Origin of the sequence: Klebsiella oxytoca, assembly GCF_009707385.1 — a bacterium.
Taxonomy (GTDB): domain Bacteria; phylum Pseudomonadota; class Gammaproteobacteria; order Enterobacterales; family Enterobacteriaceae; genus Klebsiella; species Klebsiella oxytoca_C.
Window position 1 is genome coordinate 4399721 of the sequence record NZ_CP046115.1, and the last position, 23979, is coordinate 4423699.

At 55.1% G+C, this 23979-nt stretch carries 23 protein-coding genes; 14 read left to right on the forward strand and 9 right to left on the reverse strand.

Annotated elements, in window-relative coordinates; all coding sequences use genetic code 11:
• Positions 1 to 287 precede the first annotated feature (287 nt).
• The 5 genes from GJ746_RS25460 to GJ746_RS20520 all read left to right on the forward strand — a co-directional run bounded on the left by GJ746_RS25460 (position 288) and on the right by GJ746_RS20520 (position 3723).
• The gene (locus GJ746_RS25460; RefSeq protein ID WP_413773419.1) at positions 288 to 437 is read left to right on the forward strand and encodes a hypothetical protein; all 150 of its coding nucleotides are present in this window, start codon (positions 288 to 290) and stop codon (positions 435 to 437) included.
• A gap of 91 nt (positions 438 to 528) precedes the next feature.
• On the forward strand, positions 529 to 1224 hold the full coding sequence (gene mutH, locus GJ746_RS20505) for a DNA mismatch repair endonuclease MutH (protein ID WP_154681837.1): 696 nt from the start codon (positions 529 to 531) through the stop codon (positions 1222 to 1224).
• A gap of 165 nt (positions 1225 to 1389) precedes the next feature.
• A complete protein-coding gene (locus GJ746_RS20510; protein WP_154681838.1) occupies positions 1390 to 2103 on the forward strand; it encodes a TerC family protein in 714 nt (237 codons plus the stop codon).
• A 123-nt stretch (positions 2104 to 2226) separates the two neighbouring features.
• The gene (locus tag GJ746_RS20515; RefSeq protein WP_004105255.1) at positions 2227 to 2445 is read left to right on the forward strand and encodes a YgdI/YgdR family lipoprotein; all 219 of its coding nucleotides are present in this window, start codon (positions 2227 to 2229) and stop codon (positions 2443 to 2445) included.
• Positions 2446 to 2682: 237 nt separating this feature from the next.
• On the forward strand, positions 2683 to 3723 hold the full coding sequence (locus GJ746_RS20520) for an NADP(H)-dependent aldo-keto reductase (RefSeq protein WP_154681839.1): 1041 nt from the start codon (positions 2683 to 2685) through the stop codon (positions 3721 to 3723).
• A gap of 304 nt (positions 3724 to 4027) precedes the next feature.
• Here the strand turns inward: GJ746_RS20520 and lplT are convergent, their stop codons facing one another.
• Positions 4028 to 5221, reverse strand: a complete 1194-nt coding sequence (gene lplT / locus GJ746_RS20525) for a lysophospholipid transporter LplT (protein WP_154681840.1) — start codon at positions 5219 to 5221, stop codon at positions 4028 to 4030.
• Complete coding sequence (aas, locus tag GJ746_RS20530; RefSeq protein WP_154681841.1) at positions 5214 to 7373, reverse strand: bifunctional acyl-ACP--phospholipid O-acyltransferase/long-chain-fatty-acid--ACP ligase; 2160 nt, start codon at positions 7371 to 7373, stop codon at positions 5214 to 5216. The genes lplT and aas overlap by 8 nt, the downstream gene beginning before the upstream one ends.
• Positions 7374 to 7995: 622 nt before the next feature.
• Here aas and galR point away from each other — a divergent pair.
• The gene (galR, locus tag GJ746_RS20535; RefSeq protein WP_154681842.1) at positions 7996 to 9012 is read left to right on the forward strand and encodes an HTH-type transcriptional regulator GalR; all 1017 of its coding nucleotides are present in this window, start codon (positions 7996 to 7998) and stop codon (positions 9010 to 9012) included.
• Here the strand turns inward: galR and GJ746_RS20540 are convergent.
• The 5 genes from GJ746_RS20540 to GJ746_RS20560 all read right to left on the reverse strand — a co-directional run bounded on the left by GJ746_RS20540 (position 8973) and on the right by GJ746_RS20560 (position 13290).
• A complete protein-coding gene (locus tag GJ746_RS20540; RefSeq protein ID WP_154681843.1) occupies positions 8973 to 9452 on the reverse strand; it encodes a GNAT family N-acetyltransferase in 480 nt (159 codons plus the stop codon). The genes galR and GJ746_RS20540 overlap by 40 nt on opposite strands.
• Entirely contained in the window at positions 9449 to 10222 is a 774-nt protein-coding gene (locus tag GJ746_RS20545; RefSeq protein WP_154681844.1) for a GntR family transcriptional regulator, read from the reverse strand. Before GJ746_RS20545 ends, GJ746_RS20540 begins: the two co-directional genes overlap by 4 nt.
• Before the next feature lie 67 nt (positions 10223 to 10289).
• Entirely contained in the window at positions 10290 to 11717 is a 1428-nt protein-coding gene (locus GJ746_RS20550; RefSeq protein WP_154682785.1) for a glycoside hydrolase family 1 protein, read from the reverse strand.
• A 7-nt stretch (positions 11718 to 11724) separates the two neighbouring features.
• The gene (locus GJ746_RS20555) at positions 11725 to 13062 is read right to left on the reverse strand and encodes a PTS sugar transporter subunit IIC (protein ID WP_154681845.1); all 1338 of its coding nucleotides are present in this window, start codon (positions 13060 to 13062) and stop codon (positions 11725 to 11727) included.
• A gap of 24 nt (positions 13063 to 13086) precedes the next feature.
• Entirely contained in the window at positions 13087 to 13290 is a 204-nt protein-coding gene (locus GJ746_RS20560; protein ID WP_154681846.1) for a hypothetical protein, read from the reverse strand.
• Positions 13291 to 13366: 76 nt separating this feature from the next.
• Between GJ746_RS20560 and GJ746_RS20565 the strand changes: the two genes are divergently transcribed.
• On the forward strand, positions 13367 to 14368 hold the full coding sequence (locus tag GJ746_RS20565; protein WP_195908879.1) for a LacI family DNA-binding transcriptional regulator: 1002 nt from the start codon (positions 13367 to 13369) through the stop codon (positions 14366 to 14368).
• A 130-nt stretch (positions 14369 to 14498) separates the two neighbouring features.
• Here the strand turns inward: GJ746_RS20565 and lysA are convergent, their stop codons facing one another.
• Positions 14499 to 15761: a diaminopimelate decarboxylase gene (gene lysA / locus GJ746_RS20570; RefSeq protein ID WP_154681848.1), complete on the reverse strand. Its 1263-nt coding sequence runs from the start codon at positions 15759 to 15761 to the stop codon at positions 14499 to 14501.
• Positions 15762 to 15895: 134 nt separating this feature from the next.
• Between lysA and GJ746_RS20575 the strand changes: the two genes are divergently transcribed.
• Positions 15896 to 16822 (forward strand): LysR family transcriptional regulator, encoded by a 927-nt coding sequence (locus GJ746_RS20575; RefSeq protein WP_154681849.1) that lies wholly within the window; start codon positions 15896 to 15898, stop codon positions 16820 to 16822.
• Here the strand turns inward: GJ746_RS20575 and GJ746_RS20580 are convergent.
• Complete coding sequence (locus tag GJ746_RS20580; RefSeq protein WP_154682786.1) at positions 16809 to 17501, reverse strand: aspartate/glutamate racemase; 693 nt, start codon at positions 17499 to 17501, stop codon at positions 16809 to 16811. The genes GJ746_RS20575 and GJ746_RS20580 overlap by 14 nt on opposite strands.
• A gap of 137 nt (positions 17502 to 17638) precedes the next feature.
• Between GJ746_RS20580 and GJ746_RS20585 the strand changes: the two genes are divergently transcribed.
• The 6 genes from GJ746_RS20585 (at position 17639) to GJ746_RS20610 (ending at position 23877) form a co-directional block, all read left to right on the forward strand.
• On the forward strand, positions 17639 to 17965 hold the full coding sequence (locus GJ746_RS20585) for a cupin domain-containing protein (RefSeq protein WP_154681850.1): 327 nt from the start codon (positions 17639 to 17641) through the stop codon (positions 17963 to 17965).
• Positions 17966 to 18454: 489 nt separating this feature from the next.
• On the forward strand, positions 18455 to 19345 hold the full coding sequence (locus GJ746_RS20590) for a carbohydrate ABC transporter permease (RefSeq protein WP_004115132.1): 891 nt from the start codon (positions 18455 to 18457) through the stop codon (positions 19343 to 19345).
• Entirely contained in the window at positions 19338 to 20240 is a 903-nt protein-coding gene (locus GJ746_RS20595; RefSeq protein ID WP_154681851.1) for a carbohydrate ABC transporter permease, read from the forward strand. The genes GJ746_RS20590 and GJ746_RS20595 overlap by 8 nt, the downstream gene beginning before the upstream one ends.
• Before the next feature lie 12 nt (positions 20241 to 20252).
• A complete protein-coding gene (locus tag GJ746_RS20600) occupies positions 20253 to 21380 on the forward strand; it encodes an ABC transporter ATP-binding protein (protein ID WP_154681852.1) in 1128 nt (375 codons plus the stop codon).
• Between the two features lie 16 nt (positions 21381 to 21396).
• Positions 21397 to 22683: an ABC transporter substrate-binding protein gene (locus GJ746_RS20605; RefSeq protein WP_154681853.1), complete on the forward strand. Its 1287-nt coding sequence runs from the start codon at positions 21397 to 21399 to the stop codon at positions 22681 to 22683.
• Between the two features lie 66 nt (positions 22684 to 22749).
• Positions 22750 to 23877, forward strand: a complete 1128-nt coding sequence (locus GJ746_RS20610; RefSeq protein WP_154681854.1) for an oligogalacturonate lyase family protein — start codon at positions 22750 to 22752, stop codon at positions 23875 to 23877.
• Positions 23878 to 23979: the final 102 nt, after the last annotated feature.

Sequence of the window (23979 nt, forward strand, 5' to 3'; positions counted from 1 at the left end):
TTATTCACTTTTTCTGTGGATAGAGTTGTGAAGAAGTACGGAATTAAACAGGGAAAACCCGGAATCATCCGAACAGAGCACGGTTAACGTCACAAAATAACCCAATAATTTTCATAATGTTAGTATGTTTAAATTTCATAAAGCACAGCATAACGTGATGATCATCACATAAGCGATCCGAGAACTGATGAAAGATCGAACAATGTTGATTTTATCCACAGATTACGCAAGCATGCTGGGCATATTTTGTCTAAAAACTCGATTTTCCTCTCACGTCAAGGCTGTAAATGGAAACAGTAGTGGGGCTTTTCCCCAGTTATCCCAATTTTCTGTGGATAACATGGTGTAAGATCCTGTTCATTGTCGGTGACCAGTTCTGGAAAACCCCGTTTCACCATTTTCACAACGGTAAAAAATCGGGAAAAAATCCATATTAATCATAACATTGTTATACTTACCCAATAAAAGGTAAACTCTATCCACAACGAATGAAATTACCGCTCATTTTTTAGCCAGAGGTTTTAAGTTATGCCGACCATTGCGCCGCTCTTATTCCCCCCGCAAAGCCAGGAGCAACTTCTGGCGCAGGCGCAGCAGCTGGCGGGCTATTCGCTGGGTGAACTGGCCCAGCTTGCCGGAATTCCGATTCCGCGTGATTTAAAACGTGATAAAGGCTGGATTGGCATCCTGCTGGAGATATGGCTTGGCGCCAGCGCAGGCAGCAAGCCCGAGCAGGATTTCGCCGCCTTAGGCGTTGAGCTGAAAACCATCCCCATCGACTCCCTTGGTCGCCCTCTGGAAACCACTTTCGTTTGCGTCGCACCGTTGACCGGCAATAGCGGCGTCACCTGGGAGAGCAGCCACGTACGCCATAAGCTCAAACGCGTACTGTGGGTACCGGTAGAGGGAGAACGATCGATTCCGCTGGCCGATCGCCGCGTAGGCTCTCCTCTGCTATGGAGCCCCAGTGAAGAAGAAGATCGTCAGCTGCGTATGGACTGGGAAGAACTGATGGATTTGATCGTTCTCGGACAGGTCGAGCGCATTACCGCCCGCCACGGCGAGGTGCTGCAGCTGCGTCCAAAAGCGGCGAATAGCAAAGCGCTGACCGAAGCCGTGGGGGCCCACGGCGAGCCCATTCTCACGCTACCGCGTGGTTTCTATCTGAAGAAAAATTTTACCGCCGCCCTGCTGGCCCGCCATTTCCTCCTCTCCGCAAAATAAATTTGCGTTGCCTTAAACGGCAGTTAACCGCATCTCCGAGCGTGCAAATAGTAGGTAGTCAGAATAAGGCAACCTGAAGGATAACAAGCTGGACACGATTAATTTTTTGTTCTGCCATGACGGTTGCATATAATCGCATCTTTCTATTTTGCAGGACTTTGAAAGATGTTATTTGCATGGGTAACCGATCCCAACGCCTGGCTGGCGCTTGGTACGCTGACGCTGCTGGAGATAGTGCTCGGGATCGATAATATTATTTTTCTCTCTCTGGTTGTGGCAAAACTGCCTACCGCGCAACGGGCTCATGCCCGCCGCATCGGGCTAATGGGAGCTATGCTCATGCGGCTGGCGCTACTGGCGTCCATCGCGTGGGTCGTAAAGCTCACCAACCCTCTCTTTACCGTGTTAGGCCAGGAGATCTCTTTTCGCGATCTGATCCTTCTGCTTGGCGGACTGTTCCTGATCTGGAAAGCGAGTAAAGAGATCCATGAATCTATCGAAGGTGAAGAAGAGGGGCTGAAGACCAACGTCCATTCATTTATGGGCGCCATCGTGCAGATTATGCTGCTGGATATTATTTTCAGTCTCGATTCGGTCATCACCGCCGTCGGATTATCAGACCACCTGTTTATTATGATGGCTGCGGTGGTGATCGCGGTGCTGGTGATGATGGTTGCCGCTCGTTCAATAGGCGATTTTGTTGACCGTCATCCTTCGGTGAAGATGCTGGCGCTGTCGTTTCTGATCCTCGTTGGCTTCACGCTGATGCTGGAAAGTTTCGACGTGCACGTGCCGAAAGGCTACATCTATTTCGCTATGTTCTTTTCGATTGCGGTTGAAAGCCTCAATCTGCTGCGCAATAAAAAAAATCCGCTGTAGCCCGCGAGATTGCAGTCCGGAAACGGGCTGCAATCTTTTTTAAGACATAACTGCTTTTTATGTCTCACAAATCAGGCTATTAATATACTGGTACGAGGTGCGGCTATAATAGGGGTGATAACGATGAAAAAATGGGCAGTATTGATTTCCGCCGTAGGACTGGCGTTCTCGGTTTCCGGTTGCAGCAGCGATTACGTCATGGCGACCAAAGATGGGCGCATGATTCTGACCGACGGCAAGCCCGCCATAGATGATGATACCGGCCTTATCAGCTACGAAGATCAGCAGGGCAATAAAATGCAGATCAATCGTGACGACGTTTCGCAGATTATTAAACGTTAATATCCGCAGCTAAACGGCGATTTGTCATTTATCGCCCGCTTGAGCAGCTTTTATAATTCTTCCGCTTTGAGAAAAGAGTCGGGAAAAACCTGATCTATCCGTACGGATTAGTCAGGACCAGCTGAGCCAGCCCGGCTTTTTTGATTTTTTTACTTCCCCTTTGTCTCCCCCTCTGCCATTTTTATATTCCTTTGTCGGGGAACGCCTGACCTTGTTGATAAAAAAAGGAAGCCGGCTATGCAGTATCACCGTATCCCACATAGTTCTCTTGAAATCAGCACGCTGGGGCTGGGCACAATGACGTTTGGTGAGCAGAATAGCGAGGCAGACGCGCACGAGCAGCTCGATTACGCGGTCAGTCAGGGCATTAACCTGATTGATGTCGCTGAAATGTATCCCGTCCCGCCGCGCCCGGAAACCCAGGGCCTGACGGAAACCTACGTCGGTAACTGGCTGGCGAAACGCGGTAACCGCGAGAAGCTGGTTATCGCCTCTAAAGTCAGCGGCCCTGCCCGCAATAACGACAGCAGCATTCGTCCTGACCATAAGCTGGATCGTAAAAATATCCGCGAGGCGCTGCACGACAGCCTGAAGCGCCTGCAGACCGATTATCTCGATCTCTATCAGGTACACTGGCCGCAGCGCCCAACCAACTGTTTCGGCAAGCTGGGCTACACCTGGGCCGATTCCGCGCCGGTCGTCACCCTGCTGGATACCCTGGAAGCGCTGGCTGAATTCCAGCGCGCCGGCAAGATTCGCTATATTGGCGTCTCTAACGAAACCGCGTTTGGCGTCATGCGCTATCTCCATCTGGCGGACAAACACGATCTGCCGCGCATTGTGACTATCCAGAACCCGTACAGTCTGGTCAACCGCAGCTATGAAGTGGGCCTGGCGGAAGTCAGCCAGTATGAAGGCGTTGAACTGCTGGCCTATTCCTGCCTCGCGTTCGGTACGCTGACCGGGAAGTACCTCAATGGCGCAAAACCGGCCGGCGCACGCAATACGCTGTTCAGCCGCTTTACGCGCTATAGCGGCGAGCAAACGCAGAAAGCAGTGGCGGCCTATGTCGATATCGCGAAGCGGCACAATCTTGATCCAGCGCAGATGGCGCTGGCCTTCGTACGCCGCCAGCCGTTTGTCGCCAGTACCCTGCTCGGGGCGACGACCATGGAGCAGCTGAAGACCAATGTCGAAAGCCTTCATATGGAGCTGAGCGCAGAGGTATTAGCGGAGATTGAAGCGGTGCATCAGGTTTATACCTACCCGGCACCGTAAGAGCGTAAAGTCCCGGCCGTGGCGTGAACGCCGCGACCGGGCTACAAAATGGCGCAACCGCGCAGGCCGCTTTCCCGGAGGCGATGCTACGCATCTGCCCGGGCTACAAGTTCTAAAAGCTCCCGGATTGCGGCTGACGCCTTATCCGGGCTACAACATCGCCGCATGCACGGAACGGCAGCCTGGCTAAGCGCTGCGCATGCGGGGGGATATTCCCGGATTGCGGCTGACGCCTTATCCGGGCTACAGCGTCACCGCATAGACGGAACGGTAGCCCGGCTAAGCGCAGCGCGAGCCGGGGATATTATTTGCGCCGTCCCCAGATCCACAGGGCGGTAATTGCCAGCGCGAACACTACGCCAAAACCAATCCCCACGCCGACCACCGGAATACCGATGCTCACCGCCAGCGAATAGAGGCCCAGCATCAGCAGCATCGCCACGTTTTCGCCCAGGTTCTGCACCGCAATCGCGTTGCCCGCGCCAACCGTATGTTTCCCGCGCTCCTGTAGCAGCGCATTCAGCGGCACGATAAAGAATCCGCCGAACGCCCCGAGCAGCAGCAGCAGAGCAAACGCCGGCAGCAGCGCCTGCTGAACGGCAAAAAAGATAACCGCCACGCCAATCAAAATTCCGGCGGGCATACAGCGCGACACCGTTTCCAGCGTCACCAGCTTCGCCGCCGCGCCGGCTCCCAGCACAATCCCCACCGCCACCATCGCGTTAAGGTAGGTCGGCATCGCGTTGCTGGTAATCCCAAGCGCCACCGGTACCCACAGCACCAGCAGGAAGCGTAGCGTCACGCCCGCCCCCCAGAACAGGCTGGTGCCGACTAACGAGAAGCGGGTCTCACCGTTGCGCCATAGCGTCTTACAGGCGCTAAAGAAGCGGTGGGTCATCGGCCTGAAGCGCCATGACTGTCCAGGACGCGCCGCGGGCAGCTTCGGGATCCACAGGTTGGCGACCACCGCTCCGGCGTAGACCACCGCGCAGACGCCGAGCGCCGCCACAACGTGCCAGTCGGCGAGGATACCGCCAGCCATCGAGCCAAGCAGGATCGCCGCAATGGTAGACGACTCCATCAGACCGTTAGCTTTCACTAACTTATCGCCGGTAGTCAGCTCGCCGAGGATACCGTATTTAGCCGGTGAATAAGCGGCTGCGCCGATGCCCACCAGCGTATAGCCAATAAACGGATTCACGCCGAAGCAGATACAGCCCGCACCAATAAGCTTCAGGCCGTTAGCCACCATCATCACCCGCCCCTTGGCGAAGCTATCGGCAAACTGTCCCACAAACGGCGCGAAGAGAATGTAAGCGCCCACAAACAACATTTGTAATATCGGCTGGCTCCACTCCGGGTAGAACAGCTGCTTCATCAGCGCCAGAGTGGCGAACAGCAGCGCGTTATCACCGAATGCCGAGAGAAACTGAGCGCAGATAACCGCCATCATTCCTTTTGAATACAGCGAATTGTTAGTGTGTGCTGACTCACTCATCAGAATGTTCCGTCTGTTCAACCATATCTTTAAGGGTGACAAAGTCCGGCTTACCGCTGCCCAATACTGGGAGCTGCTTCAGCCAGCGAATGTCGCGCGGTACTGCCAGCTCCGGCACGCCGTGTTCACGGGCATAGCGCAGCAGTTTTTCACGATTCAGTTCATTATCGGTGGTAAACAGCACCAGCGCCTCGCCTTTGCTGGCATCCTGTTTAATCGCCGTGGCGTGCATTTTGTCCGGAGAAACCGCCAGCGCCACCTGCTCAACCATCTCCAGCGAAACCATTTCGCCGGCGATTTTGGCAAAGCGTTTAGCACGCCCCTGTATCCGCACGTAGCCCTGCTCATCAAAGCTGACGATATCCCCGGTGTCGTACCAGCCGTTTTCCACTTCGCCGTGCTGATTCTCCGCCGCGGGGGCTTCCAGTACGCCCGGGTTTTCCACCCGCAGGTAGCCATTCATAATGTTAGGCCCTTTAAGCTGCAAACGGCCTCCCTCTTCAATTCCTGGCATCGCCAGCAGGCGCGCGTCCATTCCTGGCAGAATACGGCCAACGGTACCCACTTTCGCCGCCATCGGTACGTTGATCGATACCACCGGCGCGCATTCAGTAACGCCATAGCCTTCCAGAATGCGCAGGCCAAATTTGTCCTGCCAGATCTGTTTAGTGCTCTCCTGCAGCTTCTCCGCGCCGGCGACAACGTAACGCAGGCGATAGAAATCATACGGGTTGGCGAAGCGGGCATAGTTGCCAAGGAAGGTGGAGGTGCCGAACAGCACGGTGCAGTTACGGTCGTACACCAGCTCCGGCACCACGCGGTAGTGAAGCGGGCTGGGATAGAGGAACACTTCCGCGCCGGTAAACAGCGGTGTCAGCAGGCCAACCGTCAGGCCAAAGGAGTGGAACAGCGGCAGCGCCGACATAAAGCGGTCATTAGCGGTAAAGTCGGCAATGGTTTTAATCTGCTCGACGTTGGCCAGCAGACTTTTGTGGCTATGCACCACGCCTTTCGGATTGCCTTCCGAGCCGGAGGTAAACAGGATCATCGCCGCGTCTTCCGGCTGCTGCTTAACCTGCGCCAGCTTCGGCATCAGCAGATGTGCAAAAATCCACAGCTTATCGGCCGCGGTGACATCGCCTTTTAAATCTTCGAGGAACACCCAGCGCACCTGGGTCAGCTGCTCCGGCAGGTGCCAGAGCTTGCCTTTATCGAGAAAGGTGCGTGAGGTAAAGATGGTTTTGATTTCTGCGGCGGTAATGGCGCTGCTCAGGCCTTTTACCCCGGCGGTATAGTTCATCATCGCCGGGATCCGCCCGCGGGCGATAGCGCCGAAAATCACCGCCGCGCTGATGCCGGCATTCGGCAACATCAGGCCGATTTTTTCGCCCTGGACGCTATATTTTTCCAGAATACGCGCCACAAACAGGGTTTTGGTCAGCAGCTTACGATAGGTATCCGGCTGAAAGTTGATATCTTCCACGCAGTTTTTGCGCGCGCCAAAGCGGTCCTGCGCCGCCAGCAGCGACTCATACAGCGTTTCGCGGGGGCGCACCGCCATCCGGGCTTCCATCATGATTTGATGCAGCATTTCACCAGCAAGTTTACGCCGGTCGCGGGCGCGCGGCGCATCGGGCATCGGCAGATGCGTCGGCGGCAGCAGGTGCAGCTGAATGCGCGGAAACAAGCGGCGCTTAACCAGCCCCTTCAGGCGGCTAAAGGGGGTCAATTCAGCGCCTTCGATTCGCATTGGTACAATGGTCGCCTGCGACTTCGCCGCCACAAAAGCAGCACCATCATAAATTTTCATCAGCGAACCGGACACCGAGATTCGCCCTTCCGGGAAAATCACCACCGGGCGCCCCTGCTCGATGAGACGCACCAGCTGCTTAATCGACATCGGTTTAGTCGGGTCCAGCGGCACAAAATCAATAATTGGCTTTAGCGCACGCATAAACCAGCGCTCGCTGATTGAGGAATAGACAGCAAAGACCGGGCGCACCGGCAGGAAAAGCGCCAGCAGAATGCCGTCAAGAAATGAGACATGGTTTGGCGTAATCAGCACCTTTTGCTGGTACAGCGCCTGCGTGTCACCGGTTAACTTGACCCGGTACAATCCTTTGAAAAGCAGTCTAAAAAATCCCAAAAGCATAACAACTCCGTTTGACCGGTTAATTAATCAAAGCAGGTTACACGAGAAATCACGGGAAATGCAGTATGGGGAGCGGAATTCAGGACAAAAAAAACCTGCGCATCCGCGCAGGTCGGTGCAAGATAATCAGTTCGAATAGCGTACGTAAGAAACTCACCAATCAATACCTCTGGGATACTGATTGTCTCGTTTTTCCGCCGGCCACCGCCAGGCATAAAACGCAAGGGAATGAGCCGAAGTGCAACCAGTTATTGCTATTTTCGCTAACTGTAACAAAGACTAAGCGCGGGCAAAAAAAAACCTGCGCATCTGCGCAGGCTGGTGTAATTAAGTGGTCAACCTGAAGTCGACTCCACCTATCAATACCTCTGGGACAGTCAGAATATCAATGCAGTGAATGAATAAACCAGCGAACATTCGCAACAGCCAATCGCAAAGTGTAAGCAAAGGTGTGAATTATCCTTTCCCATTATCATTCTCAGTCCACCTGTGGGTAACTATTTCACCAGCTACGCTAATCTGCGTCACAATTGCAATAATCGAAAACCAGCTAACCTTGAATCTGCCGCACTTTCCCGTAACATAAATGATATGTAAACGCTTACCCTAAAAAAGGCCTGGTATGGCGACCATTAAGGATGTAGCTCGACTCGCAGGAGTTTCTGTCGCTACCGTCTCCCGCGTGATTAATAATTCCCCCAAAGCCAGCGAAGCTTCACGCCAGTCGGTAGGCGCGGCGATGGAAACGCTGAATTATCACCCTAACGCCAACGCCCGGGCGCTGGCGCAGCAGTCCACGGAAACCGTCGGTCTGGTGGTGGGCGACGTTTCCGACCCCTTCTTCGGCGCGATGGTCAAAGCCGTCGAGCAGGTTGCCTACAATACCGGTAATTTTTTACTCATCGGTAACGGCTATCACAGCCTGCATAAAGAGCGTCAGGCGATTGAACAGCTGATTCGTCACCGCTGCGCCGCCCTGGTGGTGCACGCCAAAATCATTCCCGATGATGAGCTGGCCGCGCTGATGAAACAGATCCCCGGCATGGTGCTGATTAACCGTATCCTTCCCGGCTTCGAGCAGCGCTGCGTCGCGTTGGATGACCGCTATGGCGCATGGCTGGCGACCCGGCACCTGATTCAGCAGGGGCACACCCGCATCGGCTATCTCTGCTCAAACCACGCTATTTCCGATGCCGAAGATCGTCTGCAAGGGTACTACGCGGCGTTAAAAGAGAGCGATCTGCCATGCAACGATCGTTTAGTGACCTTTGCCGAGCCTGATGAAAGCGGCGGCGAGCAGGCAATGACCGAGCTGTTAGGTCGCGGCAGAAACTTTACCGCCGTCGCCTGCTATAACGACTCAATGGCCGCCGGCGCGATGGGCGTATTAAACGATAACGGAATTGATGTGCCGCGCGAGATTTCGCTGATTGGCTTTGATGATGTGCTGATTTCGCGCTACGTCCGCCCGCGCCTGACGACCGTGCGTTATCCGATTATCACCATGGCGACGCAGGCCGCCGAACTGGCGTTAGCGCTGGCGGAACATCGCCCGCTGCCGGAGATCACTCACCTTTTCAGCCCCACTCTGGTCCGCCGTCATTCGGTGGTCTCGCCTCTCGATAACGACAAATCGTAGCGGTATAAACTGACGGCGGTGGCCGGGTAATCCAGGCCTTCGCCGATGTACTGCCAGCCAAAACGTTCATAAAAATCGCGGCAGGCGGAGTAGAGAAACAGCTCTGAATAACCCTGCGTCCGGGCATAGCCGATAACGTGCTGCTGTAGTTTCCCCGCCAGCCCGCGCCCGCGCGCTTCAGGGGCAACATAGAGCGCCGCCAGCCACGGATAAAGATCCTGACGGCTGATTAAATCGCAGCGCCACAGGCCGACGGTGCCCAGCAGCCTTTCTCCCTCTACGGCGATAAACGTTATCGGCAAAGCTTCCGGCGTCTGACTATGTTCAACAATGCTGGCAAAAAACGCCTGCGGCAGCGTTTCGCCGCCGAAAGCCTGCCATAGCCACTCAGCCACGCGTGTAGCATGCCGCGGTTCGGCGTAGAGCGGCTGAATAATCACACCAGCTTTCCCTGAAAAATAGGCACGGACTCAAACAGATAGCCGTCAAAGTCCGGCGCGTCTTCATCGGACAGCTCCAGCAGGCTGTTTTTGACGTTTTCGAGATGTTGCCACATGGCCTGCCAGGCTCCCATCACATCGCGGCGGCGCAGGGCGGCGAGAAGCGTTTGCCGGTCGCCGAGCCACTTCAGCCGATACGCCCGGCTGGCGATATGTACGTTGAACTGCTGCCACAGCGGGCTGCTGTCCATCTGCAGCCAGATGCGTTCAACCGTGGCCAGCAGCATCTGATTTTGCGTTGCCCCGGCCAGCACCAGGTGAAACAGCCGGGCGTTATCCTGGCTGGTATCGTTAGCGGCGATAGCCCGCTGCTCCTGCTCAATAATGCGCTTTAGATTGTCGATATCGGCGCGGGTCGCCATTTTGGCGGCAAAGGCGGCGATATTGCTCTCCAGCAGCTGGCGGGCCTGCAGGATTTCGAACGGCCCGACGTCGCTGCTCAGCATCTGTTCTTCCTCGCTATCGTCCTCGTGCGGGATGCGCATGACGTACACCCCGGAGCCCTGACGAATATCGACCGTCCCCTGCAGCTCCAGCATCAGCAGAGCTTCACGGACGATGGTGCGGCTCACGCCGTAGGTCTCGGCGATATGGCGTTCCGGCGGCAGGCGCGACCCGACGGGATAGTGCCCCTGCGCAATCTGTGCGCGTAAATCATCACCAATTTCCTGGTAGGGTTTCTTTTCCGGCGGAATGATAGCTTTCTCCACAATATCACCTGTGCGTTATGAGCCTGCGAGTCAATATCGGCGCTATCTTAGCAAAATTTAAGCCCGCCTAGCGCCACTCATCATCAATATCCAGCGTTAACTCACGACTCTCCCGCAGCTGACGGAACCAGCTGGCGGAAGCCTTAGGCCGCCGGGCGCGGTTATTTTGCAGATCGATTTCAATCAGCCCGTAGCGATTTTTGAAAGCGTTCATCGGCGAAACGTTGTCGGTAAACGCCCACAGCATATAGCCGTGGCAGTTGGCCCCCGCTTCCCGCGCGCGCAGCGTGTGCCACAGGTGCTCGCTGATGAAACGGATCCGATAGTCGTCGACAATCGTCCCTTCACCATTGCGAAACTGCCCTTCGTTCTCCACGCCCATACCGCTTTCCGCCACGAACCACGGAATATTGCGATAGTCCCGTTTGATGCGCATCGCCATATCAAAAACGATTTGCGGATAAATTTCCCAGCCGCGGGAGCTATTCATCCGCCGCCCCGGTAGCTCAAAGGGCTCATAATAGTAAGCGGGATGGAACGGCGTCTGCGGATGCCAGGCGCGCGATGGCGCTTTAACGCGATGCGGGTAGTAGAGGTTAATCCCCAGCTCATCCACCATGTTTTCGCGGATAATCGTTAACTCTTCGGCGCAATAATCCCAGGAGACATCGTGCTGCTCGAGCAACGCAACAAGCTCCGGCGGATATGCGCCGTGAACCAGAGGATCGAGGAAAATCCGGTTATAAAACAGATCGTAAAGCTCTGCGGCGCGCACGTCGTGCGGCGCTTTTGAACGCGGATAGGTGACCTCCGGGTTAAGAATGCAGCCAACCGTACCGCGATAGCCTTGCTCGCGGAACAGCTGGACCACTTTTGCCGTCGCCAGCACCTTATGGTGATTCCACTGCATCCAGGTGCCGGTGCTCTGCTCGTAAGGCCAGCGCAGCGCGTCCAGGTAAACGCGGGTCTGCACGACGATCGGCTCGTTGAAGGTAAACCAGCGCGTGACCTTGTGATGATAACGGGCGAAAACTTTCTCCGCGTACTGCACAAACAGCTCAACCACCTTTTTAGACGCCCAGCCGCCGTAGTGCTCCAGCAGATAGCCGGGGAGTTCATAGTGCTCGAGGCAGATCATCGGCTCAATACCGTTGGCCAGCAGCTCATCAAACAGCTGGTCGTAATACGCCGCGTACGCTTCATCGACCGTGACGTTTTCATAATCGGTGAGAAAGCGCGACCAGTTAATCGACGTACGGTAGTGGGTGAGTCCCGCCAGCTTCATCAACTGCACATCTTCGCGGAAACGGTTGATAAAATCCGTCGCCACCGCCGGACCGTAGCCGTTATGCCAGACGTGGCGGTCGTTCTTGTACCACAGATCGGGCCAGGAATCCTGCCCCTCTTTTTTACCGCTCCAGCCCTCGGTTTGCCACGCTGAAGCGGCGGCGCCGAGGATAAAGTCGTGGGGAATCGTCATCTTTACTGTCGTCATCATATCCTCATGCGTTTTGGCTGGCCTGCGCGTTTTCGGCCTGACGCTGGGCGTTTTCCGCGCGGCGGGAGGCAATTTTGACGAACGGCAGATAGATAAGCACCGCGGTCACGATGCAGATTAGCTGGGTCACGACCGCTCCCATCGAACCCGCCGTTGACAGCCAGGCGTTAATGAGCGGTGGCGTGGTCCACGGCACCATGACCACCGCTTTACCGGCAAAACCAGCGGCGGTCGCGAAGTAGCCGATGCTGCCAGTCACCAGCGGCGTGATGATAAAGGGGATCGCGAGGATCGGGTTGAGCATGATCGGCATGCCGAAAATCACCGGTTCGTTGATGTTGAACAGGCCCGGTCCAATCGACAGCTTAGCGATCTCTTTCATCTCTTTGCGTTTGGTGGCGATCATCACCGCGATCAGCAGGCCAATCGTCAGCCCCGATCCGCCGATGCTCATATAAACATCCCAGAAAGGCATGGTGATGATATTCGGCACCTCTTTGCCCTGCTCAAAGGCGCTCATATTGACGGTGATCGCTCCCAGCAGCAGCGGTTCGCGGATCGGCTTGATCATCTGGTTGCCGTGGATGCCGATAACCCAGAACAGCTGCGCGACAAACATCAGCAGCAGGATCCCCGGCAGGCTTTGCACCACGCGCTCCAGCGGCTGCTGCACCACCTGATAGACCGCGTCATAGAGGTACATACCGGTGGCCTGATGGAAAATAAAGCCAAAGGTGGCAATCACCGTGGTGGTGATAATAGCCGGGATCAGCGCGGAAAATGATGCCGAGACGTTGGGCGGCACGGTATCCGGCATCTTAATTTTGAGACCTTTGCGTCCTTCCAGCCAGCAGTAGACCTCCACCGACAGAATGGCGATAAACATGCCGAGAAACAGGCTGCGGGTATCGGAAAACTGGCGCAGCAGCACGTCCTTCACTTCATGCATTTGCCCGTCGACCATCATCTCGACGGTGGTCGGCGTAACGCAGATAAAGCAGATCACCGCCAGCAGGCCGGGGAACAGGCTCTTGATGCCGTTAATCCGCCCCAGCTCGATGCCGATAAGAAATACCGCGCCAATATTGAGAAAGTTAAGGGTCGCGTAGTTGATGGCGCTGGTAATCGGTTTAAGCGCCGCCAGAAAAGAGAGCGCCTGAAAGCTGGCAAGTCCGTTTTTCGGATCCAGCACCATATTAGAGATCAGCACCGAAAAAGCGCCGACGATGATCACCGGCATCAAGGTAATAAACGCGGATTTTATCGCCATGATGTAACGGTAGCTGTTGAATTTCGTGGCGAAACTCCCCAGTGAGTCGATCAGTTTGTCCTGTAATGCCATAGAGGATACCTCAGGTTTAAGGGCTTATAGCGCGCCAGGTGTACAGCCAAACACCCATTGGCATACCAAAAAATAGTCACCGGAGCGAAAAAGTTCTGTGACTGAGCTCTCAACGCGTTCATTGGCATTCCAGAAAAGGCTAAATTGGCATACCGCATTTACCGTTTTATTTTTCGCATGACCCATTCCTGCAAAAGCGTGATCGCGATAGTTTTTTTGCGCCGCCATGAAGCCATATCCCCCTGAATGTCTGTGATAAACTGCGAATTACCACGTGATATCAGGAATCGGATGAATGGCTACAATGCTGGATGTCTCAATTCGCGCAGGCGTCTCAAAAGCGACGGTTTCCCGCGTGTTGAACGGCACGGGTCAGGTGAAAGAAAGCACCCGCCAACAGGTTTTTAAAGCGATGGAAGAGCTGGGATATCGGCCAAACTTTCTCGCCCGCTCGCTGGCCAACCGCACGAGCAACAGCATCGGTCTGGTGGTTTCCACCTTTGACGGCTTCTATTTTGGTCGCTTGCTGCAGCAGGCCTCGCGCCAGACGGAAGCCTGGGGCAAGCAGCTGATCGTCACCGACGGCCACGATGCGCCGGAACGTGAAGAAGAGGCGGTGCAGATGCTGGCCGACCGCCAGTGCGATGCCATCGTGCTCTACACCCGCCATATGAGCGAAAAGAAAATTATGTCGCTGATTGAGTCCATCGACATGCCGCTGGTCGTCATTAACCGCGACGTTAGCCAGGCGCGGGAACGCTGTGTGTTCTTCGAACAGCAGGACGCGGCGTTTCAGGCGGTTGAGTATCTGATTACCCAGGGCCATCGCGATATCGCCTGTATTACCGTGCCGATGCACACGCCAACGGGTAAAGCTCGCCTGGAAGGGTATCGTAACGCGCTGAAAAAACACGGCATTAAATGGGATCCGGCGAAAGTAAAATACGGTGACTCCACCATGAGCCGCGGCTATGAGCTGTGCCGCGAACTGCTGGAAGAGAAGATTCCGTTTAGCGCGCTGTTTTCCTGTAACGATGATATGGCGCTGGGCGCTTCGAAGGCGCTGTATCAGGCAGGGCTGCGCATCCCGCAGGACGTTTCACTGTTTGGCTTTGATGACGCGCCGAGCGCTAAATGGCTGGAACCGGGGCTATCCACGGTCTATCTGCCAATCGATAACATGATTACTACCGCTATCGATCAGGCGATTAAGCTGGCCAACAGCCAGCCGATTGAAACCATACCGCCGTTTACCGGCACGCTGGTCTTGCGCGAGTCGGTGACAACGGGGCCGTATTACAAATAATTCGCTGCAATCGCCCGGTGGCGGCTAACGCCTTACCGGGCCTACAAAAATCCGCAATCCCCTGTGGGTGGGTAAGGCGCCAGCCGCCAGAAACGTGGACACTATGGGCAAAACGCCTTCGGGCACCGCTTTACAGCAGTTCGAGCGCCAGCAGCTCTTCAATGGTCTGGCGACGGCGGATGAGCCGCGCCTTGCCGTTGTCGAAAAGAACTTCCGGCAGTAGCGGACGGCTATTGTAGTTAGACGACATTGACGCGCCGTAAGCGCCGGTATCGTGCAGCACCAGATAATCGCCCGGCGCCACCGCAGGCAGCAGGCGGGTCTCCACTTTCCCTCCTTCCTGCTGGGTAAAGACATCGCCCGATTCGCACAGCGGCCCGGCCACCACGGTTTCAATCTCCGCCGCAGCGCTCAGGTCGCGGCCATCTGCCGCCAGCGCGGTAATATGGTGATAGCTGCCGTACATTGCCGGACGCATCAAATCATTAAAACCAGCGTCAATCAGCACGAAGTGGCGACTGCCCATCTCTTTCACGCTGCGCACCTGAGACACCAGCACCCCGGATTCCGCCACCAGGAAACGACCCGGCTCGATCTCAAGCGCGACCGGATGGCCAAGATGTTTCGCCACCTGCTCGCGCGCCGCGTTCCACAGGCCAAAATAGTGATCGGTATCGATCGCCTCTTCATCGTCGTGATAGGGGATCGACAGGCCGCCGCCGGCGGAGATCGCCTGCAGATCCTGGCCAAACTCAATAACCTGACGCACCATCGCGCCGCAGACCTGCTCCAGATGACCATAGTCGACGCCAGAACCGATATGCATATGAATTCCCACCAGCTGAAGCTGGTAGCGACGCATCACTTCCAGCGCCGCCGGGAGGTGGCTGTGCCAGATCCCGTGCTTGCTGTTCTCGCCGCCGGTATTAGTTTTCTGACTGTGCCCGTGTCCGAACCCCGGATTAACGCGCAGCCAGACGCGATGGCCCGGCGAAACTTCACCCAGCTGGCTCAGCATATCGATGGATCCGGCGTTGACCGGGATCTGCAGCTCTTTAACCCGCGCCAGGGTCGCATCGTCGATCAGATCCGCGGTGAAGACGATATCTTCCGGATGCTGGTGCGGATCGTACCCGGCCGCCAGCGCGCGCTCGATCTCGCCAAGAGAGACCGAGTCCACCTTCACGCCCTGTTCGCGCATCAGGCGCAGAATATGGATATTGGAGCAGGCCTTCTGCGCAAAACGTATCACGTCAAACTTGTTCAACTGGGCAATCTGACGACGGATAATCTGCGCGTCGTAGACCCAGACCGGGCAGCCGAATTCGGCGGGCAAACGCAGCAGGTTGTCTGCTGTCAGGTCGGTATCGGTGGCGTAAAGCGAGTGCGGCATAAAGAACTCCGGTGCTATGTATGCGTTATCTGTGTTTTTTTGCGATTACGCCACAGCGCGTAAGGAATAAAAAATATCGTTTTATTGCCAGTCTATGCAAAAATGATATAGCCCGAGTCATCTGAGGATCGCCCATGCCTGCCGTAAACCTGCGCCACATAGAAATTTTCCACGCGGTGATGACCACCGGAAATCTGACCGAAGCTGCGCAGATGCTGCATACCTCGCAGCCCACCGTTAGCCGCGAGCTGGCGCGTTTTGAAAAAGTGCTGGGCCTGAAGCTATTCTCACGAACTCGCGGGCGATTGCAGCCCACGGTCCAGGGATTACGTCTGTTTGAAGAGGTCCAGCGCTCCTGGTATGGCCTGGACAGAATCGTCAGCGCCGCAGAGAGCCTGCGTGAGTTCCGTCAGGGAGAGCTGTCGGTTGCCTGCCTGCCGGTTTTTTCACAATCTTTTTTGCCGCTGCTGCTGGAGCCGTTTTTGACGCGCTATCCGGACGTCAGCCTGCAAATCGTTCCCCAGGAATCACCGCTGCTGGAGGAGTGGCTTTCGGCACAACGCCACGATTTGGGGTTAACGGAAACCCTGCATACTCCCGCCGGAACCGAGCGTACGCCGCTGCTGACCCTCAATGAAGTATGCGTACTGCCGCAGGGCCATCCGCTTGCCGCTAAGCACGTATTAACGCCTGCGGATTTCCACGCTGAAAACTACATTAGCCTGTCGCGCAGCGACAGCTATCGCCAGCTGCTTGATGCCCTGTTTGCCGAGCATCAGATCAAACGGCGGATGGTAGTGGAGACGCATAGCGCCGCCTCGATTTGCGCCATGGTGCGCGCTGGCGTCGGTATTTCGGTCGTCAATCCCCTCACCGCCCTCGATTATGCCGGGAACGGCGTGGTGGTTCGGCGCTTTAGCGTTGAAGTCCCTTTTACCGTAAGCCTGATTCGCCCGCTCCACCGCCCCGGCTCGGCGCTGGTCGATGCTTTCGCGCAGCATCTGCAAAACAGCATGCCGCGCATTCTCACTCCCCTGGAAGCGGTGCTTACGTCAGCATAAATTCTACCGCGTCTGCCGCATGGATCGCGGCGGTATCAAACACCGGTAGCGGGCTGTTTTCCTCGGGTACCAGCAGGCCGATTTCGGTGCAGCCGAAAATCACCCCTTCCGCTCCCTGTTCCGCCAGAGCACCAATCACCTGCAGATAGTAGTCGCGCGAACCTGGGTTAAAGGTCCCAAGGCACAGTTCATCAAAAATGATCTGGTTGATACGTTCGCGATCTTCCGCTTCAGGGATCAGCGTATCGATCGCGAACTGCTGCTGCAGGCGGCCACGATAAAAATCCTGCTCCATGGTATAGCGCGTTCCCAACAGGGCTACGCGGCGCTGGCCTCTGGCAGCTACCGCCCTTCCGGTGGCGTCGGCAATATGTAAAAACGGCACATCGCAGCGGGTTTCAATCGCCTGCGCGACTTTATGCATGGTGTTGGTGCACAGAACAATACCTTCAGCGCCGGCCTGCTGCAGACCAAGCGCCGCCTGCGCGAGGATTTCGCCCGCGCGATCCCAGTCACCTGAAGACTGACAGGCCTCAATTTCATGAAAATCCACGCTGTGCAACAGCAGGCTGGCGGAGTGCAGCCCGCCGAGTCGCGTTTTAATACCTTCGTTAATAAGACGATAGTAAGGAATCGTTGATTCCCAGCTCATCCCACCCAACAGGCCGATCGTTTTCATCATTTGCTCCTTATATGAATTCCTCAGTGAACCAAACTTGTGATCAACTTTCCACTTCTCCTGACGATCGTTTCCTTTTAAGCCATTGTGGGATAAATTAAATAAAACAACGTTTCATTTAAATACAGGGCATGCAGATGTTTATTTTTCATAAAGAGACCACCCTTGAAGATCTGGGCAATGGGGTAACCCGCCGCATCCTTGCACATGATGGCAAAATGATGGCGGTTGAGGTGAATTTCGAAGCGGGCGCTATCGGTCCGATGCATAACCATCCTCACGAGCAGCTCACCTATGTCCTCTCCGGCGAATTTGAATTCACCATCGGGGATGAAAAGCACGTCGTCAGCGCCGGCGATACGCTTTATAAAAAACCGGAAATTATGCACGGCTGCGTCTGCCTGAAGCCGGGAACGCTGCTTGATACCTTTACCCCTATCCGCCAGGATTTTCTGCAACAGTAATCTCCCATCCTCAGGGCATGCCGCGCATGCCCACCATTTTCACAACGTTTATGCGATAAATAATTGTCATAAAGTATGTCTGACGCAATCATTAGGATCACAATTATCCCGCCTGTTCAGCCTCTCAGCGCCTGATTCTCATCCTTTCTTCTGACCTGATACTACGCAAAATGCGCGCTCCAGCACCTTTTTGAAACATCGTTTCGACTTTGATCACATTTCCGTGATGAACCGAATGACTCTGTAATAAATAGCAATAAAATAAAATTAAAACGGCGTTTTACAAAATCAGAACGCCGGGTAAGACAAAATCAAAAAACACATGCTTTCCAGGGATAAGAAAAGCAAAAGTTCTCACAAACTTCAGTTCGACAAGGAAGGATTTACCGCTGACATACCAGGAACGCATTAACGCTCCGGCGGCCAGTACCGCGGGACAGACAGTAAACCCGAATCCGTATTACAAACTCGTAAGCCAGGTAGGTATGTATGAATGAAAACAAAATGCTGGGATTGGCATGGATATCGCCCTACATCATAGGGTTGATAGTCTTTACCGCCTTTCCCTTTGTTTCATCTTTCTTCCTCAGTTTCACTGAGTACGATTTGATGAGCCCACCGGTGTTTAACGGCATCGAAAACTATCGCTACATGCTGACCGAAGATGGCCTCTTCTGGAAATCCATGGGCGTAACTTTCGCGTATGTCTTTTTAACCATTCCGTTAAAACTGGCTTTCGCACTGGGGATTGCTTTTGTCCTCAACTTTAAGCTGCGCGGCATCGGTTTTTTCCGTACCGCCTACTACATTCCCTCAATTCTCGGTAGCTCCGTAGCAATTGCCGTTCTGTGGCGTGCGCTGTTTGCTATCGACGGTCTGCTGAATAGCTTTATCGGCGTGCTCGGCTTCGACCCGGTCAACTGGCTCGGCGAGCCTTCTCTGGCGCTGATGTCCGTTACCCTGCTGCGCGTATGGCAGTTCGGTTCTGCGATGGTCATTTTCCTCGCGGCGCTGCAGAACGTTCCGCAATCACAATATGAAGCAGCGATGATTGATGGCGCTTCGAAATGGCAGATGTTTATGAAGGTGACGGTGCCGCTGATCACACCGGTTATTTTCTTCAACTTCATCATGCAGACCACCCAGGCTTTCCAGGAGTTCACCGGTCCATACGTCATTACCGGCGGCGGCCCAACCTACTCCACCTATTTGTTCTCGCTTTATATCTACGACACCGCATTTAAATACTTCGATATGGGTTACGGCGCGGCGCTGGCGTGGGTGCTGTTCCTGGTGGTCGCGGTGTTTGCCGCCATTGCGTTTAAGTCTTCAAAATATTGGGTGTTCTACTCCGCGGATAAGGGAGGCAAAAATGGCTGATATCCAACAAATCACCGAAGCAAGGGACATCGCCGAGCGTGAAGTCGCGCGGACGCTGCGTCGTGAAAAAATCAGTCGCACAGTACGCTACGTGATCCTGCTGATTGTCGGCCTGCTGATGCTCTATCCGCTGGTCTGGATGTTCTCGGCATCGTTCAAACCGAACCACGAGATCTTCACCACCCTGAGCCTGTGGCCTGCCCACGCGACCTGGGATGGCTTTATCAACGGCTGGAAAACCGGTACCGAGTACAACTTCGGCCACTACATGCTGAACACCTTCAAGTATGTGATCCCGAAAGTACTGCTGACCATTATCTCCTCCACCATCGTGGCGTACGGCTTCGCCCGCTTCGAGATCCCGTGGAAGAAGTTCTGGTTCGCCACCCTTATCACCACCATGCTCCTGCCGAGCACCGTACTGCTGATCCCGCAGTACCTGATGTTCCGTGAAATGGGCATGCTGAACAGCTATCTGCCGCTGTACCTGCCGCTGGCCTTCGCCACCCAAGGGTTCTTCGTCTTCATGCTGATTCAGTTCCTGCGCGGCGTCCCGCGTGACATGGAAGAGGCAGCGCAAATCGACGGCTGTAACTCCATTCAGGTGCTGTGGTACGTGGTGGTACCGATTCTGAAACCGGCGATTATCTCGGTGGCGCTGTTCCAGTTCATGTGGTCCATGAACGACTTTATCGGTCCGCTGATTTACGTCTACAGCGTGGATAAATACCCCATCGCGCTGGCGCTGAAAATGTCCATCGACGTCACCGAAGGCGCTCCATGGAACGAAATTCTGGCAATGGCGAGCATCTCCATTCTGCCGTCCATCATCGTGTTCTTCCTGGCACAACGCTACTTCGTACAGGGCGTTACCAGCAGCGGAATTAAAGGTTAAGAGGGAAATATCATGGCTGAAGTTATTTTCAACAAACTGGAAAAGGTCTACTCCAACGGCTTCAAGGCGGTACATGGTATCGATCTGAAAATCGCGGACGGCGAGTTTATGGTCATCGTTGGACCATCGGGCTGCGCCAAATCCACTACTCTGCGCATGCTGGCCGGTCTGGAAACGATCAGCGGCGGTGAAGTACGCATCGGGGAGAAAATCGTGAATAACCTCGCGCCAAAAGCGCGCGGTATCGCGATGGTGTTCCAGAACTACGCGCTCTATCCGCATATGACGGTGCGCGAAAACCTCGCCTTTGGTCTGAAGTTGAGCAAGCTGCCAAAAGATCAGATTGAAGCCCAGGTGAACGAAGCGGCGAAAATCCTTGAGCTGGAAGAGCTGCTGGACCGTCTGCCGCGTCAGCTCTCCGGCGGCCAGGCACAGCGCGTGGCGGTTGGCCGTGCGATTGTGAAGAAGCCGGACGTGTTCCTGTTCGATGAGCCGCTGTCTAACCTTGACGCCAAGCTGCGCGCCTCAATGCGTATCCGTATTTCCGACCTGCACAAGCAGTTGAAGAAATCCGGCAAACCGGCGACCACCGTTTACGTTACCCACGATCAGACCGAAGCGATGACCATGGGCGACCGCATTTGCGTGATGAAGCTGGGCCATATCATGCAGGTGGATACCCCGGACAACCTCTATCACAAGCCGAAAAATATGTTTGTAGCCGGATTTATCGGCGCGCCGGAGATGAATATTCGTCCCAGCCAGCTGGTTGAACAAGCGGGCCGCCTGCATCTGACCGTTGGCGATGGCCTGCTGCCGCTAAACGACAGACTGCAAAGCAAGGTCGATACCCATAAGAACCAGCAGGTGTTCTTTGGCGTACGCCCGGAGTTTGTCTCTATCTCTGATGAACCATTTGTTGAAGGCTCCTGCCCTGGCGAGATGGTGCGCGTAGAAAACATGGGTCATGAATTCTTCGTCTACCTGAAGGTGGCCGATTATGAACTGACCGCCCGCGTGCCTTCAGATGAAGCGAAGCCAATGATTGAGAAAGGACTTCATCGTACGGTGCATTTCAAATTCGATCTCAACAAGTGTCATATCTTTGACGCCAAAACTGAACAGAACATCTCTCTGTGAACCCTGGAGTATTAAAATGAAAAAAGTGCTTTTAAGCGCCGCAATCTCCGCAACTTTGGCCCTTACCGCGTTACCTTCCATGGCGAAGGACGTTGACCTGCGTATGTCATGGTGGGGCGGCAACGGCCGCCACCAGGTGACCCTCAAGGCGCTGGAAGAGTTTCATAAACAAAACCCTGATATTAACGTTAAAGCGGAATATACCGGCTGGGACGGCCACCTTTCGCGTCTGACCACGCAAATCGCCGGCGGTACCGAGCCGGACGTGATGCAAACCAACTGGAACTGGCTGCCGATCTTCTCGAAAAACGGCGAAGGCTTCTACGATCTCAACAAAATGAAGGACGTGATCGACCTGAGCCAGTTTGATGCCAAAGAGCTGCAAACCACCACGGTGGACGGCAAGCTTAACGGTATTCCGATTTCGGTCACCGCGCGCGTGTTCTACTTCAACGACGAGACGTGGAAAAAAGCCGGCGTTGAGTACCCGAAAACCTGGGACGAACTGCTGGCGGCGGGTAAAACCTTCGAGAGCAAGCTGGGTAAACAATACTACCCGGTGGTGCTGGAACATCAGGACACTCTGGCCCTGCTGAATTCATATATGATTCAGAAGTACAACCAGCCGGCTATCGACGAAAAAACGAAGAAGTTTTCTTACAGCAAAGAGCAGTGGGTCGAATTCTTCGAGATGTATAAAAAGCTGGTCGACAGCCACGTAATGCCGGACACCAAATACTATGCATCATTTGGTAAGAGCAACATGTACGAAATGAAGCCGTGGATCCAGGGTGAATGGGGCGGCACCTACATGTGGAACTCCACCATTAACAAATACTCCGACAACCTGAAGCCGCCGGCTAAGCTGGAGCTGGGCAGCTATCCAATGCTGCCGGGCGCTACCGACGCGGGTCTGTTCTTTAAACCTGCGCAGATGCTCTCCATTGGTAAATCGACTAAAAACCCGGAAGCGGCGGCGAAGGTCATCAACTTCCTGCTGAACAGCAAAGAAGGGGTTGAGACGCTGGGCCTGGAGCGCGGCGTGCCGTTGAGCAAAGTGGCGGTGCAATACCTGACCGAAAACGGCGCGATCAAAGAAGACGATCCGGCAGTATCCGGCCTGCGTCTGGCACAGTCCCTGCCGGCCAAGCTCTCCGTATCGCCATACTTCGATGACCCGCAGATCGTCGCTCAGTTCGGTACCTCTCTGCAGTACATCGACTACGGGCAGAAAACCGTGGAAGAGACGGCAGTTGACTTCCAGCGTCAGTCTGACCGCATCCTGCGCCGCGCGATGCGCTAATTGCTTGTTATCGGTACTTACCCCGCAGCTCCGGCTGCGGGGTATTTTTTTAGCAAGGAGTCAAGAATGAAAGGCAAAATCATCCCGCTGAAGTTTCTGCATACGCAGGACAGCGAAACCGGTCACCAGGTGATCCGGATGACGCCACCGCATGTTATCTGCCATCGCAACTATTTCTATCAAAAATGCTTTACCCGGGATGGCAGCAAGCTTATTTTCGGCGGCGCGTTTGAAGGCCACTGGAACTACTATTTTCTCGATATCGCCGCCCAGCAGGCTATCCAACTCACCGACGGGCCGGGCGATAATACCTTTGGCGGTTTCCTTTCCGCCGACGATCGGGCGCTGTGGTATGTGAAAAACAACCAGCAGCTGCGCCGTGTGGATCTGGCCTCGCTGGAGGAGCAGGTCGTATATCAGGTGGATGATGAATGGGTGGCCTACGGGACCTGGGTCGCCAACAGCGATGACAGCCAGCTGGTGGGCATCGAAATCAAAAAAAGCGACTGGCAGCCGCTGACCGACTGGGGCAAGTTCCGCGCATTCTACTTCACCGAGCCGGAGTGCCGGCTGATTAATATCGACCTGCACAGCGGCGAACGGCGCGTGGTATTGCAGGAAAAACGCTGGCTCGGCCACCCGATTTACCGCCCGTTTGATGACAGCACCATCGCCTTCTGCCATGAAGGCCCGCGCGATGCTATCGATGCCAGAATGTGGCTTATCAACGCAGACGGCAGCAATATGCGCAAGGTTCGCCAGCACCAGCCGGGAGAAAGCTTTACGCACGAGTTCTGGGTACCGGATGGCTCCGCGCTTTACTACGTCGCACATCAGGAAAACGATCCGCATCGTTATCTGTACTCTGCCGACCCGGCAACGCTGGAAAATCGCCAGCTGATGGCGATTCCTCCCTGTTCACATTTGATGAGCAATCACGACGGTTCCCTGGTCGTCGGCGACGGCGCGCCGCATAATACCGGCGATATTAGCCTGAACGATCCGTTTATTTGGCTGTTTGATATTGCCGCCGGCAGGCAGACCGCGGTGTGCCGCCATGACTCGACGTGGAAAGTGATTGAAGGCGAGCGCCAGGCGACGCATCCTCATCCCTCTTTTTCACCGGATAACCGCTGGGTGCTGTTTACCTCCGATAAAGAGGGTATGCCGGCGCTGTATCTGGCGGAAGTGTAGTGATTCGGCAACGTCCCGGCTCGCGCGATGCTTAGCCGGGCTACCGCCCTCTGCGGGCCGGTAGATCCGGTAGCCCGGGTAAGGCGTTTACGCCGCAACCCG